This window comes from Gimesia sp., from assembly GCF_048262075.1.
GTDB lineage: Bacteria > Planctomycetota > Planctomycetia > Planctomycetales > Planctomycetaceae > Gimesia.
In genome coordinates, this window is the sequence record NZ_JBLXFK010000002.1 from 539,614 (window position 1) to 557,805 (window position 18,192).

The following is an 18,192-nucleotide window of genomic DNA, read 5'->3' on the forward strand; positions in this document are numbered from 1 at the left end:
CACAGATGCCAGGACGAATGGGCCCACAGTCTCCTGAGGGATATTTTAAATCATGAAAAGGAGGCTGACAATCTTTTTTTGAGAATCACACCCGTATGAAAATGGCTATTCATGGAATATAAATACAGTGTATAGCAAAGAACTAATTTTTAGCGTCCTTCTCCCGCATCAGCTTGTCGTTGAAATCTGCTGGCTTTGAACCACTTTTGAGACGCAGGTTAGCCCCCATCCGACGTTTGTGACTGAAGGGAACCCGGTCGGCATCTGCTTTCTCAAGGATCTGATGCAGGTCCGCACGCATTTTCTTAATACGTTGCTGCTGGTTCTTGTCGAAGATCAGATTATGCTCTTCATGGGGATCTTTCTCCATATCGTAGAGCTCGTCAATATCCCAGATACCATGGTATTGAATGAATTTATACCGCGGAGTTCGCAGCGCAAATGTGGTTGGCGTCTGGGGAAAATTGTATTCCCAGTAGTATTCATACAGAATATTCTGTCGCCAGTCTTTCGCAGGCATCTTTCCGGCAGCCAGTTGCAGAAAACTTTGACCATCCATCTGAGACGGTGTCTTCAAACCCGCCGCTGCAAGAATAGTCGGACCAATATCAATATTCGCAACCACTTCATTAATGACGGTTCCTGGTTTCCACAGACCGGGGCACACCCCGACCAGAGGCACACGCATTGAAGCTTCATAGGCGGTCCGTTTGTCGATCAGACCATGTTCGCCCCACTGGAATCCGTTGTCCCCCATATACATGATCAGCGTATTCTCAGCCAGACCGTTGTCTTTCAACCATTTCCGCACGCGGGCAATCGATTCGTCGACGCTCAGCAGTGCTTCACAATACAGGCGATAATGTTCTTCGATGTCCGTATCCTGGTGATAGGCGAAATCGACACCATGCCAGCTGTTCCGCTGATTCTTGAGCCACATCGGCTTGTTAAAGTAATTCTCCGAGGTGTTCTCCATCGTTTTCGGAATCGGCATTGACTTGTCTTTGTAGCGGCCCGCGTGTCGTTCCGCCGGATGGAACATCCCGTGCACCCCTTTATGGGACAGATACACGAAGAACGGTTTACCACTCGGCTTGACCGTATCATCCAGCCATTCAATCGCATAATCCGTCAGTTCATCCGTGATATAACCTTTCTGGGGTACCGATTTACCATCGATATTCAACGACCAGTTTTTCAGATGTTCCGGCGGATAATAATGGCCTTGGCCGCGAAAGGAAATCCATTTATCAAAACCGGGACGTGGATCATCCGAGTGCCCCCCCATATGCCATTTTCCGAAGAACCCGGTCTTGTAGCCTGCCTGTTGCAGATACTGGGGAAAGAAGACCGTGCCCGGTTTCGCCGAGACATTATTATCCACAACTCCGTGATTATGCATATACTGACCGGTTAAGATCGATGCACGACTCGGCGAACAGAGTGATGTCGTGACCATTGCATTTTTGAAGTATACACCGTCTTTCGCCAGCGCATCCATTGCCGGGGTCTCCACCCACGGATGTCCCAGAAAACCCATTACATCATATCGATGATCATCGGCCAGGATGAAGACCACGTTTTTGGGTTTCGCTCCTGCAATCTTTTCCAGTTTTAAATCGGCAGCGAAAGCCGGAGTGGGCAGGGCACAGAACAGTAAGCACATCAGAGAAATCAGTCGCATGAGTTCACCCGTTGTCAGGAATTGTTAGTTGTTTCTAGAGCGCATCACATTTAACCATAGCGTCTCTCATACTATTATACTCGGTTCAAATAGCCCTGGAGACGCTACAGTAAAACTGGACACAGTCTATTACTTGATCGAATGAGTTTTCCGCTGGTTGAAAAATATGATAGTCGGTAACTCGTTCAATTATTGAGTGGTCGTGGTTTCAGTATGCTCCTCGCCCGACTCCGTTTCTTCCAGTTTCATTTCCCCTTTGTCTTCGGCTGGATCCTCTTTCAGAATCGCACCGCCATAGGTAGATTTCAGATGACCATCCGGAGATTCGAAGATAACATACTCGTTCGCATTGGCATTTTGTTCGTTCAGCCCCATCCTATCAATGCCCCAGGTAACCTTGTAGTTCAGGCCTTTAATTTTCTTGATTGCATCCAGAGCGTTCTGCCGCGCGGGGTTCTGCAAACTGGATGCATAGATTTCGAGATCTTCCCAGTTCTGAGGCACTTTCTCCTTTACTTCAGCGCTGATCGTATAAATGGCTGTCACGATGTCAAGTGCGGCTTCTTCGGGACTCATCGGGGGCACTGCCTTCGGCGGAGACGCGGAGCGCCCACAACCGGAAATGAAAAACACACCCATCAGAAAAATGACCGAAAACCGAATTTGATTCATTCCCATCCTTAACATTTCCGAAATAATTTGCACGAGTTTATTTGATGTTGAAATACAAACAAAATCATAACGGGCTCCCTGGTGGCTGTACACACTCCCTCAAGAAACCAGCTCAATTTTTACAACACAACCATGGTGCACTGTATAGATCTCCTCTCACACTGGCACATCACTCGAATTGTTTCATAATACAACTTGTTTAATAAATCGATTCTTTAATCAACCGGAAACAGCATTAATGTATGATTGTGTAATTATCGGAGCAGGGCATAACGGACTCGTCTGTGCCCATCAACTGGCTCGGCAGGGGTGGAAGGTGCTGATTCTCGAACGTCGCGAACTGGTTGGAGGCGCCTGTGTGACCGAGGAACTCTGGCCCGGCTTTAAAGTCTCTACTGCTTCCTACCTGGTCAGTCTGCTCCTGCCCGAAATCGAAGAGGAAATGCAACTGGCCCGTCACGGCTATCGTGTGCTGCCGCGCAACCCCAGTTCTTTCACCCCCGGGACCGACGGCAGATCTCTATTGCTCGGCCCCGATCTGAAACAGAATCAGGAACAGATTGCGCAGTTCAGCCCGCGCGATGCGGAACAGTTTCCCCGCTATGAAGCCATGCTGGAAAAAATCGCCGAGTGCCTGGAACCCGCTTTAATTCAGACACCTCCCGATCTACTCCCTCTGCCTGCCAGTTGGCGGTCCGTCGGTTTGAGGAAAAAATTCCGGGATACAAAAACCGCGTACCACTTACATCAGTCACTGAAAAGTCTGGGAGAAACGATCCCCGAAGCAATCGAGCTGCTTACCGGCCCCGCACTCCCCATTCTGAATCGCTGGTTCGAATCCGATATCCTCAAAGCAACTCTGGCCACCGATGCAATTATTGGGACCTTTCAACCACCTTCAGCACCGGGAACCGCTTATGTGTTACTACACCACGTAATGGGTTCAGCGGGGGGCGCACGAGGCGTCTGGGGCTATGTCGAGGGAGGTATGGGAGCTTTGAGCCAGGCAATGGCTGTTTCCGCGAAAGCAGCTGGTGTCGAAATTCGCACAGGTGTCACCGTTGAAGAAATCCTTATCTCCGGAAATCAGATATCTGGAATCCGCCTCTCAAACGATGAAACTATCGTTACCCGCTGCGTCGCTTCAAACGCTGATGCGCATATTACGTTCGAAAAACTGATCCCCGCGGGCATACTTCCTGACGTATTCGAGAAAGCAGTCAGCCGCATTGACTACAGCAGCGCCAGCATGAAAATTAATGTTGCCGTCAGTGAACTGCCCGATTTCACTTGTTTGCCCGGCAATAATGAGCCACAGCCACAGCACCGGGGGACCATTCACATTGGAACCACCTGTGAAGAAATCGAACGGGCCTACGATGATGCTAAATATGGCGTCCCGTCACAAAAGCCGATCATTGAAATGACGATCCCCTCAGCCATCGACACCACACTGACTCCTCCCGGCCAGCATATCCTCTCTCTGTTTGTGCAATATGCCCCCTACCAGTTGGCCAGCGGCACCTGGGACGAAATCAAAGAGGACTTCGCAGATCGCTGTATTAATCGCATCGCCGAATTCGCACCCAACGTACCAGCGTCAGTTCTGCATCGTCAGGTCCTTTCCCCTCTGGATCTGGAGCGAATCTTCAGCCTGACGGGTGGCAATATTTTTCAGGGCGCAATGCCCACCCATCAGTTGTACAACATGCGTCCGATCCCCGGCTGGAGCGATTACCGCACCCCCATCAAAGGTCTTTACCTGTGTGGGAGTGCAGCCCATCCCGGAGGAGGCGTCATGGGAGCCTGCGGTCGCAATGCAGCGCGAGAGATGCTGCGAGATGGCAAGCTTTAACCTCCTTCCTGGTTTAGGATCGTAAAACGGGATCCGATCGAAATCGAATATTTCTGTACAGAGCAGATTTCAGAAATCCCTCCCTGAACTGACTCCTCAATGAGGGTTTTCCTTGTGTCGTGGGCGCTACAGTCGCATGAATCGGATTGATCCATCTACCCGATTTGATAAGGCACCACTCCAGTTTCGGTGAATACATCCCATCCGTTTTAAACTGATTTGTCGCTACAGAAATTCTGATTTTCAGAGATCACATCTCTCAATTTTTCCTTCCTTGAGATTTCTCCATGAAGATGCCGAAAGAGATAAAACCTGCTGCAAGTCTTAGACTGACCGGCGCTCACCCATCAACACTTTTCGATTTCTTAATTTATTTCAGGTCCCTGCTTCGGAATCAGATTCCCTGCATAGACATTTTGGAGAACTGCTTTGATACGTCTCATTAAATCCATGGTCCTCATGGGGATTATTGTCTCTACTGCCCTCTGCCACTCGACGACTTACGCTTGCACGGGAATTACCATCAAACCCAAAGACGGCTCTGTCATCTTCGGCCGCACACTCGAGTTTGCACAAGAACTGCATTCGAATATTATCGTCGTACCCCGGAATCTCAATTTCATGGGAACGGCTCCTGGCCAGAAGCAGGGGCTTACCTGGACGACTCAATATGGTTTCGTCGGGATGAATGCATTTGGTCTGCCGATTATAGCAGATGGGATCAACGAAAAGGGGCTACACGTCGGTATCTTTTATTTTCCCGGTTATGCCGATTTTCAGACAGTTACAGAGAAAGACCTCACCCGAACCATCAGCCCTCAGCAAGTTCCCGTTTACCTCCTGAGCAACTGTATCACAGTCGATGACGTGGTAGAAAAAATCAAACAGGTCAAAGTCGGCAAAGTCGTTCTGGAACAGTTGGGTGGCATTCCCCCTTTTCACTATATCGCGACTGACGCCAGCGGAAAATCGATCGTTCTCGAATATGTTAAAGGTGAATTAAATATCCATCAGAATCCTTTGGGTGTTTTTACCAATGCACCTGCATTTGACTGGCATCTCACAAACCTCGGGAATTATGTAAACCTGACAGACACAAATAAGCCAGATGTGATGGTTGGCGATCTCAAAATTAATGGATTCGGTAAAGTAGCTGGTCTGTTTGGAATCCCCGGAGACTTTACACCACCATCAAGATTTGTACGAGCAACAGCTTTTTCAGCAACAGCCTTACCCGTTCAGACGGCTCTCGAAGGTGTCCTGCAGACGTTTCATATTCTCAACCAGTTCGACATTCCCAAAGGAGCAGTACGCGGCTCCATGAATGGCAAATCATCGGTGGATTATACCTTGTGGACCGCCGTCACGGACCTCACGAACTTACGCTATTACTTTCGCACCTATGAAGACAGCACTATCCGCATGATTAATTTAAATTGCGTCGACCTGAATGCAACCGAGATCAAAACAATCTCGATTCAAGGCGAAGAGCAGATTATGGATGTCTCTGGTTGTGCCAGGTAAAAAAGTCTCAGCCGTGGTAGTCGATGCAAACTGATCTTTCGCATCGGCTACTCCGGCCGTACCAGTTCGACTTCGACATGAGTCAGCATTGTTGCTGCTGCTTCACCATCAATCTGTCTTATCAGCATCCTGCCGATCTCCTGTCCATAGGCAACAGGAGAAAGGCAGGCGCGGATATAGGGAAACGGGCAATCACTGTGTTCACGGGCGAACCGGTCTGCTACAACGAGTTCCGGACGTCTGCTCTTAGGCAGTGGCTCTCCGAATACACTTTCTCCAATCGCCCGCGCTGCCGGTTCCGAGCGACACAGTACTCCTAATTTGTCTGTTGACTGATGGAGCACATCTAACGCCGCCGCCTGAATCGCTCGGTCATCTGCGGGGAGACAGCGAATACAGAGTTGATCCAGACCAAAGCCCGCTGCATTCAACTCTCTCTGGATCACATCCAGCAACTGATGATCTCCCGTTGTCACCTGATCCCGCAGTACAACCAGAAACCGCGTGCACTTCTTATGCAGCAGTTCCTGAATCAGCAGGCGACCAATCTGTTTCTGATCGCGGTCAATCTGCGCCAGCCCACTGATCGAAGGTTGCAGCAAACCATTCACGACAGTAGGAAGACCACTCTCTTCCAAAATCCGCTGCACGCCCACCTGGGCCCGCTGCAGGACAAAGCCTTCCGGCTCGCTCGACATCAACGCACGATTGACGATCTCCTGCACATACACTTCCTCCTCTCGATGGGGCAGAAAATTGAACTGCAGCTCAGCGTCAGGCATTTCCCGCTGAATGCCAATCACGATCCCATCAGCCAGTAATCCTTCACGCTCCAGAAACTTCTGATGTACCACCAGATGTACGCACTTCAGACCGTATGACTGTTTCTTATCCGGTTCGGCTATGAAGGTTCCCGCGCGTTGTTTGCGCACCAGTACACGACGCTGTGTCAGTAACTGTAAAGCCCGGTTCGCCGTCGTACCACTCACTTGAAAAGAGCGGGCCGTTTCACTGGTTGTAAAATAAGGATCGCCGGGTTTCAGTTTGCGCGCTTGAATATCAGTCTGAATTCGCTCGGCCAGATCCACAATCGCCGGTTTCATAGAGGTATCTCATTCATTTGAAAAAATGCATTTTATGCTTTCATTTCTGTTAGCAGTTTTATAATATTACAACAGAGATAATAATATCGCAACTATAATATTATTTACTTGAAACGGGAAACCGGTAAAATGACACTCCTTCCACTGCGCTCCATACTGTTTTTCTCCCTCTCACTGTTGGTGATTCTCTCGCCGCTACAACACAGCCAGGCCGACGATCTGCAAAAGACGGTCCTGTTCGAAGCACGCGACGGCCAATATCATCACTACCGCATTCCCGGCATTATCACCACGAAGCAGGGGACACTGCTGGCTTACTGCGAAGCCCGTAAAGCGGCTGGCGACTGGGCCGATATTGATATTCTGATGCGCCGCAGCATCGACGGCGGCAAGTCCTGGCTGGCTCCCCAGACCATTCACGACGCGAAAGAAAACACTGTCAATAATGTCGTCGCCTTCGCCGATGCCCAGACCGGACAGGTCCATCTGCTGTATTGTGAGAACTACGGCCGCTGTTTTTATATCGACAGTAAAGACGACGGCAAAACCTTCAGTAAGCCCCTGGAAATCACCAGTGTCTTCGAACAGTTCCGCAAGGAGTACGACTGGAACGTCATCGCTACCGGCCCAGGGCATGGTATTCAATTACAAAATGGTCGTCTGCTCGTACCTATCTGGCTTTCGACAGGCGGAAAAAAACATCGTCCTTCCTGCGTCGCCACCATCTTCAGCGACGATCACGGCAAGACCTGGCAGCGGGGTGACATCATCGTGAAGCAGGGAGATACCGTCGCCGGTGAAACGGTAGTGAATCCCAGTGAAACCGTCGCAGTCCAGCTGTTTAATCATCAGGTCCTGGTCAATATCCGCACGGAGTCGGAACCGCATCGTCGTCTGATTGCTGTAAGCGACAACGGCGCGACGAACTGGACCAGCAAACATTTTGACGATCAACTCCGCGAACCGGTCTGTATGGCCAGTATCCTGCGTCTCCCCGCCAGTAAGTCACAACCCAGGAATGCGATTGTCTTCGCGAACCCGGATAACCTGGAAAACAAAACCAAACGTAGAATGCCCAATCGCGACCGCAAAAACCTGACGCTGCAGGTCAGCTTTGATGACTGTCACACCTGGGCCAGCAAACAGGTACTCGAACCGGGAATCAGCGGCTACAGCGATTTAGCAGCGTTGCCCGATGGAACGATCTTCTGTTTCTATGAAGATGGCGGCTTCAAAAATAACGGTTACGACACAACCGCCTTGACCATCGCCCGATTTCCATTGAAATGGATCTTACAGGACTGACCCGAATACGGAAGTCATCATCAACTCTGAAACCCGGTATCGCTCCCCGAGAAAGATTGAGTTCCTGCCATGCCTCGTAACTGCCTCATTATTTTCATCCTCGTCTGCTGCTGTCTGTTTCCTTTCCAGTCAGTCTCTGCTGACAAGCCCGATCACAGCGTCGACATCTGCATCTACGGCGGAACATCCGGAGGCGTTGTCGCTGCCGTCAAAGCGGCCCGACTCGGAAAACAGGCGATACTCATTGAACCCGGCCAGCATCTGGGTGGCATGAGTTCCGGCGGGCTCAGCTTTTCCGACATGGGTAAAGCAGCGACCGTTGCCGGCATGGCGCGCGAGTTCTATCAACGCATTGGCAGGAAATACAACAAGCCTCTGGAAACACAGCTCGAACCTCATGTCGCCGAGCAGGTCTTCGACGAGATGATCAAAGAAGCCGGCGTCACTGTTCTCAAAGGGGAACCGCTGAAACAGGTCATCAAACAGGGACCGCGCATTCAAACCCTGATCACAGAAAAGGGGACCCGCATTGATGCGAAGATGTTTATCGACACCACCTATGAAGGTGATCTCCTGGCAGCAGCCGGTGTCTCTTACTCGCTGACCCGCGAAGCCAATTCGCAATACAACGAAACTCTGAATGGTATCCAGTACCACGAAATCCCACAGATTCAGTTTGGGAAAGTCAATGCCATCGGTCGCCGCAAGGATCGTCGTGGCTTATGGGACCGCTCCATCCCACTCGATCCATATCGTATTCCCGGAAAGCCGGACAGCGGTCTGTTACCGCTGATCGAAGAAGGTAAACTCGGCATACCCGGTGAAGCCGCTCCCGGCGTGCAGGCTTACTGTTTCCGACTCTGCGTCACCGATCAAACCGAGAACCGCATCCCCATTGAACCTCCCGCCGACTACGATCCTGCCCGCTATGAAATCGTCGCCCGCTACATCCAAGCCTGTCAGAAGGCCGGCGATGACATGGACCTCCGCTGGTTCACCAAACACGATGCGCTCCCCAACGGCAAATTCGATTTCAACACAGCCTACTTCGGTTTGAATTACGTCGGCGGAAACAAAGGCTACACCGAAGCCAGCCATGCAGAGCGTCAGAAAATTATCAAAGAACACGAAAACTACGCTCGCGGCCTCTATCATTTTTTGAAGACGGACTCCCGCGTCCCTGAAAAAGTCCGTCAGCAGATCAGTCAATACGGTCTCTGCAAAGATGAATTTCTTGATAACGGAGGCTGGCCGCATCAGCTTTATATTCGCGAGTCACGGCGGATGATTTCTGACCTGGTCATGACAGAACATCATTGTCGTCACACGGAAGTCGCTTCTAAATCCGTGGGACTGGCTTCTTATGGAGTCGACATCCACGAAATCCGTCGTATTGCTCATAACGGTATCATGATCCGCGAAGGCAAACTGCTCGGCCATACCAGCACCCGCGGTCCTTATCCCATCGGCTTTGACGCCATCGTTCCCAAAGCATCCGAATGCAATAACCTGCTGGTCACCTTCGCGATTTCCACCAGTCACGTCGCCTTTGGCTCCACTCGCATGGAACCCGTGCTCATGATCCTCAGCCAGTCCGCTGCCACCGCTGCCAGCCAGGCCATCGATGCGGACTGCCCGATCCAGGAAATCAACTACCAGCGACTCCGTACCCAACTCCTCGCCGACGGCCAACTGCTCGACTGGCCTTCGCCCGTCAAACGTGGACAACCACAGACGCGCGTCATCACGCCGGCGAAAAAGCTGCCAGGAATCGTCCTCGATGATTCCGCAGCCGAATACACGGGAGGCTGGAGTGAAAGTAATCGCCAGCCGTCTCCCATCGGCCCCACCTACACACACGATAATAACAAAGACCGCGGAAAGAAATCCGCTCGCTTCTCGCCTGAAATCAAACACACAGGCGACTACGAAATCCGTCTGCTCTATACCTGGCATGAGAACCGTTCCACGAAAGTGCCGGTCACCATTCACAGTACAGACGGAGAAAAAACCGTCATCGTCAACCAGCGGGAACCCGCTCTCATCAATCGCATTCCAGTCTCGCTGGGTGAATTCCATTTCGAAGCCGGGCAGCCAGCGCACATTACCATTTCCAATACCGGCGCTGATGGCTACGTCGTCGTCGATGGCCTGCAACTGCTGCCTGTAGAAATCGCTGCTGCCGAGCGTGCCGGCACAAAAGCCTCCGGATTTCCGGAAATCAGCATGGCGGAAAAACCGGTCGCGAAACCGCTTCCCAATCCACAGGCCGCCCACGTTGCTGTCTCCCCCCTCGCTGATAAAACCAAACCCCGCACCCCCGGTGAACGTACCCGACATTCGGGCGAATCCGTCACCCTGGCGAAAGAGACTCCTGCAGCGAAAGTAAATGGCAAAACATACGATGTTGTCGTCATCGGCGGAACGGGCGGCGGTGTCGCCTGTGCCGTGCGTGCGGCCCGGGAAGATTGTTCCGTGCTGCTCGTGCAGCATAACGGTCATCTCGGCGGCATGATGACCAACGGCCTCATGCAGTGGGACGCTCTCTACGGCGGCCCCCGTTCGCCTCTCTTCAGTGAACTGCTCGAAAACATCGAGAATTATTACATCGATACTTTCGGTCGCGACTCCCGCGATCACCAGACGATTCGCTACACCCACGAAAAATATCCCATCGGCTGGGCGGAACCGCATGTCGCGGAACGCGAATACAATCGGCTCGTCGCCCAGGAAAACAAGATCACACTCCTGTTGAATCATTACCCGACGGAAGTCGATCGCCAGGACGCCCTCATTAAAAGCGTCACCCTCTGCCGCTTCGGTACTCCCGAAACGATTCAGGTTAATGGCACCACCTTTGCCGATGCGACCTATGAAGGTGATCTGTTCGCACTGGCTGATGTCCCGTATCGTGTCGGTCGGGAAGCCCGCGAGGAATTCAACGAACCGCACGCCGGTAAAGTATTCGTCAATATAGATGGCCACCGTCCCGAGAGCATCGTCAAAGAAGGACTCAACATTCGCGTCTACGGAGCAAGGCAGGGGAGTATGGACCCGACCAGCCCGTTCACTGCAGATGGTGCTATCCAGGCTTACAATTATCGTTTCTGCGTCACCTCCGATCCCGCCAATCGACTGCCCATCCCCAAACCTACCAGCTACAATCGGGAGGATTATCTCAACTTTCACCGCCGGTATATCCCTGCCAGTCGTGGTCCCAATCACAAGTCGCACGTCAACAGTCCAATCATGCCGGGACAGAATCACAAATACCCTGAAGCTGACTGGTCCACCCGCGAACAGATCATTCAGCAGCATCTCAACTTCGGCCTGGGTCTGATGTGGTTTCTGCAGCATGATGAATCGATCCCCGCGGTACAACGTAAGAAGTACCTCGAATGGGGGCTCCCCCAAGATGAATACGCCGACCACGATCACGTTCCCTACGAAATGTATGTCCGCGAAGCCCGCCGCATTGTGGGACGTCATGTCTTCAATGAAAATGATGGCATGCTGACTGCAGACTACCGCCGAACCCCCATCCACCCAGACAGCATTGCCGTCACCGACTGGTATATGGACTCGCATTCCTGCACCACCGACAGTCGGCCAGGTTTCAAATACGACGGCAAACTGATTCTTACCGAAGAATCCCGTCCGTCGCAGATCCCCTATCGCGCACTGCTGCCACAGGACGTCGATAACCTGCTGGTCCCCGTTTGTCTCTCTGCGACCCATATTGCCTGGGGCGCCATCCGTCTGGAACCCGTCTTCCTGCAGACCGGAGAAGCTGCCGGCTATGCCGCCGCGCTCGCGAAACAGCAGTCGACGACTCCTGCCAACCTCGATCCCGAACTGCTGCTGCAAACTCTCGTGCGTCATCGTCAACTGGTCAGCTTCTTTAACGACATCAAAATCACCGATTCGGACCCGGCAATACCGGCTGCCCTCTATTATGCGACAAAAGGCTTCTTCAACGACTACAACGCCCGGCTCAACGAACCGCTGACTCAATCTGTCCAGACCGCCTGGGAACAGGGACTGCAGCAACTGGAGCAGGGAACCCTCAACCCGCGCCAACTGGCCGCGCAAGTCCAACAGGCTGAAAACCAAAAGTCCCCGGCAACCAACATCAAACGCGGTACCTTTCTGCAGCAGGCCTGGGACCACATTCAAAATTGATTCAAGTGACTGCATCCTGTTCACTTTCTACTGCATTAATTCGTCTTGACACTCACTCGCCGCGCGGCATGATGAGCGCTTATAAGCAAGTCGCGCGCGATCCACTACTGGTTCAGGTGATGATCACGAACAGGAGATAACAACGGCACTATCAAACCCGCTTGCCTCAACACGATCTGACAAAACACCTGCTCACACGTACGCGTCCTGTCGACACACATCACGCAACTATCGCGCGGGTATCGCACCCGGTTCGCCCTGCTATCAAAACATATCAACCCGTATCGCGCACTCTTTTTGTCCATCTCCGCTTGACGCCCCCAGGCCATTCCACAAAATAGGCCACAATAAAATTGAAAATAGAAATCGGGCATCAGCTAACATCCCTTTCAAAACCAGACATTCCAGATGCCTTCTGTCGACTCGCCCGGCAATGCGCATGAGTTTTCCCGACCCAGTGTTAAAGGTCCGATCCCAATACAATTCAGAATGAGACCAGCAAACAGCAGACTAATTGACAATTAATGGATTGGCATACCCAATACAAAACAAGCACCTGGTAATTCAGTCTTCCGTCAATTGTGAGGGGAACCCTGACGAGGCTGCAAATTAAGAATGTCTTTACAAACATTCTCTACAGACAGGTTCTACCCGATTTCATCCTCTCGCACGCAGATGAACATCTCGCAGCTGAACAGCAATCCCGCTGCCGCAGACTAGACTGTGTCCAGTTTTACTGTAGCGTCTCCGGGGCTGTTTGGACCGAGTATATTAGATTGAGAGACGCTATACTTCAATCTGATGCGCTCTAGCCAAACAAACTGGTTCTGTCAGTTTATCTTTTGGCTCGTACTCTTATGAAATAATAAAGCACTGCTAAGGCAAGCAGGATGTTCACGCTCATCACAACCCAGATGGTGTAATCAGTTTCTGGAATGGGCACACTCTTTCTAAGATCGTTTACTAACCTGGGGTTGTAAGTAAAAGGGGGGAGTACCACCACCGCCAGTTCATCTTGAAATTCAAGGAGACTGAGTTGGTTGTCATGGTCCAGATCTAACTGATTGAATTCGGTTTCTGCATTCGACAGAACTTGATCATACGGAATGCCATCATTGGGATTGATCACCTTTTTGGTAGCAGCAAAGATCTCGTCAAAGGAAAGTGCCTCGTCTTTATTTAGATCCAGTTCTGCAAATACGACTTCGCGAGGTGCTTTTACCAGATCAATCTGCAGAAAAAACTCCTGCTTATCGAGTCGCTGATTTTGGTCTCGATCTAGCAAAGCAAAGTAGTCATGAACAAGGGCACGGGCCGACATCCCATTCCCCCATTCGAATTCGTTTACCGAAAGGGTGCCGTCATGATTTCTGTCTTTTCGCTCGACATGCCACTTCACCACCGGGTTGGTAATCGGGGTATTCAGATACTCATACAGGGAGAGCAATCCGTTTCCGTCCCGATCGAATGCCGGAATCAGGTAAGGTGCCAGGTCGCGGTGAAAGCCGTTATCGCTGGCCAGTTCCTCCGGATCTAGCCGGGCATCGAAATTTTTGTCGATCCGCTTGAAGTAGTAAACCGGGTCAATCCAGCAGTGGCGCGTCGTCTTCCATTCCGCAAGGCTTAAATGCCCATCCTGATTCTGGTCGGCTTGTTTCAATAGTTCCTGCAACTCTTGTGTCTCTTTGAACCGGGACTTAAGCTCTCCCTTACTAAGCAGCCTGTTACGGTCCAGATCCAGGTGTTGGAACAACATCCAGTTCACAACGCGGACCCCAGGTTCGCGCAGTAACTGGCCATCCGAGGTACGCACCCCGTAAGCGATTTCCAGCAGAAGCTGCAACTCCTGCGGGGAGATTTGCCCATTCCGATTAAGATCCCAGTGGGTAAAGGAAGTGAATTCCATCCCGGGAATATTGAATCTGAACGGCGACTCCTTGAACTCCTGCACGCTCAAATCACCGTCACCATTGCTGTCCCTCTCCCGGATAAGCTCTTGCAAGGCGGCCAGTTGCTGTTGTACCCGATCACTGACCGGGTCAGGGCACCGCCGCTGGGCCACGGGGATAGAGGGAGTACTGAAGTACTCCTCGAACTCCATTAACTGGTTCTGATTATGGTCGCTGAGCAGGAAATCCCGCCGGCCCACCCGCTGATGCTCAGGTTTGAGAGTGGCTATGTACTCTAACTGGTCCAGTACGCCATCTTTATTTTTATCAGCCTGATCAAACAGCTTGCGGGGAGTTTTGGCTTTCGTATTCAAGAAGAACTCACCCTGGTCGAGCCGTTGGTTGGAATCCCGATCAAGCAGCGCGAAGTAATCGCAAATCAGGGAGCGCGCCGTCAGCCCCGTATCCCAGTCAAACTCGGCTTCTGAAAGCATCCCATCATTGTCCTTATCTTTCCGTTCGACATGCCACTTCACAACCGGGTTGGTGATCGGGGTATTCAGATACTCGTACAGGGTGAGCACCCCATCCGCGTTCACATCAAAAGCCGGGATCAGGTAGGGAGCCAGGTCACGATGAAAACCGGTGTCATTGGCCAGTTCTCCGGGGTCGAGTCGGGCGTCGAAATTTTTATCGATCCGCCTGAAGTAGTATACCGGGTCGATCCAGCAGGGAGTTGTCGTCTTCCATTCTTCCAGGCTTAATTGCTGATCCTGATTCTGGTCGGCCTGCTTCAATAGCTCCTGAACCTGCTGTTCCCCTTTCAACTGGGGCTTAAGTTCCCCGGCACTCAGTTGACCATTGTGATCCGAATCCAGATGGTTGAACAACATCAAGTTCACCACGCGGCCTGAAGGTTCCCGCAACAGTTGACCATCGACATTCCGCACACCGTAGGTAATTTCCAGTAGAAGCTGGATTTCATCCTGAGAGATCTGACCATTCTTGTCCCGGTCCCAGTCGGCAAAGGAAGTCTGTGCCAGTCCGGGGATGGCTGTCGTGATCCGGGCCTCCCGAAATTCCTGCTGACTGAACTGGTCATCGGCGTTCCGATCTGACACCTTGAAGCGCCGCTGCAGAACAGTCAGTTGCTCCTGTACCCGATCGCTGACGGGATCAGGAAACAGACGCTGCGACAGAGGCACAGAGGGAGTAGCATGGTATTCGTTGAACTCCATCTGCTGATTCTGATTCTGGTCAGTGATCAGGAAATCCCGGCGCCCCACCTGCTGATGCTCAGGCTTGAGCGTGGCCAGATACTCTGCCTGGTCCAGCACGCCATCCTCGTTCTTATCTGCCTGATCAAACTTCTTGCGTGTCTGAGGATCGAATGTTTTTAAGACAGTTGTTTTACCAGGTTGACCATTACCCGGATCAGTTTGCGCTGAGAGAGGGTCAGTGAAAAACAACTCCATGACAATCAGGAAAACAGTCATTTGACTAAAACCAGCGGAGCAGATTGATCGAGGAAAAGGCATTGGTATTATCTTTATTTCTGTCTACTAGAGCGTATCACATTTAACGATAGCGTCTCTCAATCGAATATACTCGGGCCAAACAGCCCTGGCGACGCTACAGTAAAACCGGACACAGCTTCATGTTGTCTGATATGATTTTAGAGCAAGCAGGCAGCCTGTGATTGTCCAGACATTCCCGCTCCTCCGAAAAAATCCTATTGAGCTAACAGCGTCCCCTCTAATGCTCCTCCCTGGGGACTCGCGAGAGCAGCATAAACCTTTCCGTCAATCTTCTCGGAGAGAAACTGAAAGTGACCGTCACAGTAACCCACATTGACACCACCATAGTGCAATGATTTGGGAAAAGGGGAACTCCCCTCAGGCTGGTCAATGCCGGCATTGATCGCATTGGAGCCTGAATTGGCAAGATTATAATCGACGTTCCCTTCAGAACACGTCCCCTTCAGGCAGGGATATCCAATATAAAAACTGGTCAGATAAGGATTGGGGGAGGCCCAGTTCGACTGCGACCTGGTCGGATCATAACCCGTGCGGATATTTTCAGAGATCATCATGGTATTGGAGGCACCATCCGTGAGCCCTGCCATGGTATGATGACGCCGCGCCCGAACTTCCCCTTTCCACGTTTCGTTAAAAAACAGACCCATCTGAAAAAACATTTCGCGATCCGAAGGGGTCCCATCCCCTTCCGTCGAGGAATTACAGGTAATCCCGTTTCCGTTCAGGTCCAGTTTTCCACTCGCGGGACCAATCGGGCAATCATGAATGCCGGCAATCAATGCAGAAAAACCGACACCACTGTTGACCACGTAAGACAGGTTCCCCTGTCCGGGCACAACGCTGATATCGTCGGCACAGGTTAAGACCGGAATATGTGTTTCCCCCAGCGGGGCATTCAATGGGTCCAGGTAATGTCTATCGAAGTCCCATTGATTATAGAGAGTCGACTGATCGATGTAGGGCAGGATTTCCACAACCCAACTGCGAAAAGAACCGACGGTCCCTGGTGTCCCATCACCATAATATCCGCAGGCGGGAAACCGGTCGGCTGCGTCGGTTGCCTGTATCAGCCCCAGCCCCACGTTGCGCATGTTGTTTAAGCATTGAACCTGACGCGCGGAATTACGCGCTGATTGAACCGCAGGCAGCGCCAGTGCAATTAAAATACTGATCACTCCCACCACCATCAGAAGTTCGATAATGGTATATCCGCTTCTTTGGCGACAACAGTCAGAATCAGAACACATCGACACCCTATTGGATAAACTGCGTTTACACATCATCAGCATGGGCCTCCAGCCACCAGGCGGCAAAATAAGTCAGCACGGCAACAACAATCACAACATCTACGAAATACATCCAGTAAGCAAATTGAGTACACTCACCCATGATGGGGAAATACAGTTTTGCCTCGGTTAGTTTTCGTGAAGGAAAAATCAGATTCTGCTGCCTGGACCAGTTCAGCAGATAAAAAACCGTGATACTGGCAGTCACCACGGCGGATCCCAGTTTGAACCCATGACGCAAATAAGGCGAAGCGATGTACGTGATCAACATCCCCAGAATGATGGTCACCAGAAATGTGCAGGCGGAATAGACGAGAAACAACAGAGGCGAAGTTTCACCGACCAGAGGAAAGAAGAGTTTGCCTTGTCCCATCCAGTGCTGAAACGCGTAGATGCCGGCACTGGCGCACGCTAACAGAGCAACGGTAAACATCAGCTTACGAAAGAGAGGCGATTCCAGAAACGACAGGCTCACAGCCGGCACGATCTGTCGGGGAGGGGGGAGTTCTTCCTGCTTAGGAGCCCGCGCATCGACCCGTTCCACGGCGGCATTCACCGTCGACGCCCAGGTCTCATCGGAATATGCGCCCGTTGAAACTTCTTCGTCCGCGTCATCTGTTGTTTCTGAAACAGGTAAGTTCCCGCCGGGAATCTCTTCCAGCGCTGAATTCGAGAGCGATTCAGCAGCGGCAGCAGAATCATCTGCCACTGGTTCATTAAGATTAACTTCATTAAGATTAACATTGACCGCGTGTTGAGGATTAACGGGAACCGGGGGAATCTTGCTGTCCCTTAAGGAAAGCAGACGTCTGAGCCAACCCGGTTTTTTCGCATCCTGTTCTGCCAGGCGAGCATTGGCTTCTTGCTCAGTCGCTTCCGAATCGGTCAGAAACTGGTCCAGTTCGTCTACATCGGCGAACTCGGAATCAGCCTCGGTATCTGCAGTCTGAATGGGAGGAAGTGTCGCCGGATCACGACGTGCCATATAAAACAAACCCACCACGGAATCAGCGCGTTGCCATTCATCCAGGTAATGCGGACGAACCAGGGTCTCGGGAGATATCTGCTCCTCACGTACCATTTCCACCAGGTCACGAAACGTATGAGGCCCCAGTTCCTGATCATCCTGCCTGTAGTACCAGTCGCTCGCCATA

General features: G+C 51.6%; 10 protein-coding genes. 4 read left to right on the forward strand and 6 right to left on the reverse strand.

Going from position 1 to position 18,192, the window contains the following annotated elements:
- Positions 1-142 precede the first annotated feature (142 nt).
- Both ACN0YH_RS05775 and ACN0YH_RS05780 read right to left on the reverse strand, forming a co-directional pair.
- Positions 143-1,684 (reverse strand): sulfatase, encoded by a 1,542-nt coding sequence (locus ACN0YH_RS05775; RefSeq protein ID WP_417378609.1) that lies wholly within the window; start codon positions 1,682-1,684, stop codon positions 143-145.
- 189 nt (positions 1,685-1,873) lie between these two features.
- On the reverse strand, positions 1,874-2,356 hold the full coding sequence (locus ACN0YH_RS05780) for a hypothetical protein (protein WP_417378610.1): 483 nt from the start codon (positions 2,354-2,356) through the stop codon (positions 1,874-1,876).
- A gap of 202 nt (positions 2,357-2,558) precedes the next feature.
- Here ACN0YH_RS05780 and ACN0YH_RS05785 point away from each other — a divergent pair, with 202 nt between their 5' ends.
- A complete protein-coding gene (locus ACN0YH_RS05785; RefSeq protein ID WP_417378928.1) occupies positions 2,559-4,211 on the forward strand; it encodes a phytoene desaturase family protein in 1,653 nt (550 codons plus the stop codon).
- A 429-nt stretch (positions 4,212-4,640) separates the two neighbouring features.
- Positions 4,641-5,735 (forward strand): linear amide C-N hydrolase, encoded by a 1,095-nt coding sequence (locus tag ACN0YH_RS05790; protein WP_417378611.1) that lies wholly within the window; start codon positions 4,641-4,643, stop codon positions 5,733-5,735.
- 47 nt (positions 5,736-5,782) lie between these two features.
- Here the strand turns inward: ACN0YH_RS05790 and ACN0YH_RS05795 are convergent, their stop codons facing one another.
- Entirely contained in the window at positions 5,783-6,838 is a 1,056-nt protein-coding gene (locus tag ACN0YH_RS05795) for a GntR family transcriptional regulator (protein ID WP_417378612.1), read from the reverse strand.
- A gap of 129 nt (positions 6,839-6,967) precedes the next feature.
- On the opposite strand from ACN0YH_RS05795, the gene ACN0YH_RS05800 reads away from it, so the two are divergent.
- Together ACN0YH_RS05800 and ACN0YH_RS05805 are read left to right on the forward strand one after the other, a co-directional pair.
- Positions 6,968-8,143, forward strand: coding sequence for a sialidase family protein (locus tag ACN0YH_RS05800; protein WP_417378613.1), 1,176 nt, complete (start codon positions 6,968-6,970; stop codon positions 8,141-8,143).
- 69 nt (positions 8,144-8,212) lie between these two features.
- Entirely contained in the window at positions 8,213-12,325 is a 4,113-nt protein-coding gene (locus ACN0YH_RS05805; protein WP_417378614.1) for an FAD-dependent oxidoreductase, read from the forward strand.
- Positions 12,326-13,160: 835 nt separating this feature from the next.
- On the opposite strand, the gene ACN0YH_RS05810 is transcribed toward ACN0YH_RS05805, so the two are convergent.
- The 3 genes from ACN0YH_RS05810 to ACN0YH_RS05820 form a co-directional block, all read right to left on the reverse strand.
- Positions 13,161-15,710, reverse strand: coding sequence for a hypothetical protein (locus ACN0YH_RS05810; protein ID WP_417378615.1), 2,550 nt, complete (start codon positions 15,708-15,710; stop codon positions 13,161-13,163).
- A gap of 236 nt (positions 15,711-15,946) precedes the next feature.
- On the reverse strand, positions 15,947-16,999 hold the full coding sequence (locus tag ACN0YH_RS05815) for a DUF1559 domain-containing protein (protein ID WP_417378616.1): 1,053 nt from the start codon (positions 16,997-16,999) through the stop codon (positions 15,947-15,949).
- Between the two features lie 25 nt (positions 17,000-17,024).
- On the reverse strand, positions 17,025-18,191 hold the full coding sequence (locus ACN0YH_RS05820; RefSeq protein WP_417378617.1) for a GYF domain-containing protein: 1,167 nt from the start codon (positions 18,189-18,191) through the stop codon (positions 17,025-17,027).
- Position 18,192: the final 1 nt, after the last annotated feature.

Bases quoted from the DNA above. Each gene is read 5' to 3' on its own strand.
- ACN0YH_RS05775 (WP_417378609.1), bottom strand. From the start codon at position 1,684: ATGCGACTGATTTCTCTGATGTGCTTACTGTTCTGTGCCCTGCCCACT.
- ACN0YH_RS05780 (WP_417378610.1), bottom strand. From the start codon at position 2,356: ATGAATCAAATTCGGTTTTCGGTCATTTTTCTGATGGGTGTGTTTTTC.
- ACN0YH_RS05795 (WP_417378612.1), bottom strand. From the start codon at position 6,838: ATGAAACCGGCGATTGTGGATCTGGCCGAGCGAATTCAGACTGATATT.
- ACN0YH_RS05800 (WP_417378613.1), top strand. From the start codon at position 6,968: ATGACACTCCTTCCACTGCGCTCCATACTGTTTTTCTCCCTCTCACTG.
- ACN0YH_RS05805 (WP_417378614.1), top strand. From the start codon at position 8,213: ATGCCTCGTAACTGCCTCATTATTTTCATCCTCGTCTGCTGCTGTCTG.
- ACN0YH_RS05810 (WP_417378615.1), bottom strand. From the start codon at position 15,710: ATGACTGTTTTCCTGATTGTCATGGAGTTGTTTTTCACTGACCCTCTC.
- ACN0YH_RS05815 (WP_417378616.1), bottom strand. From the start codon at position 16,999: ATGTGTTCTGATTCTGACTGTTGTCGCCAAAGAAGCGGATATACCATT.
- ACN0YH_RS05820 (WP_417378617.1), bottom strand. From the start codon at position 18,191: ATGGCGAGCGACTGGTACTACAGGCAGGATGATCAGGAACTGGGGCCT.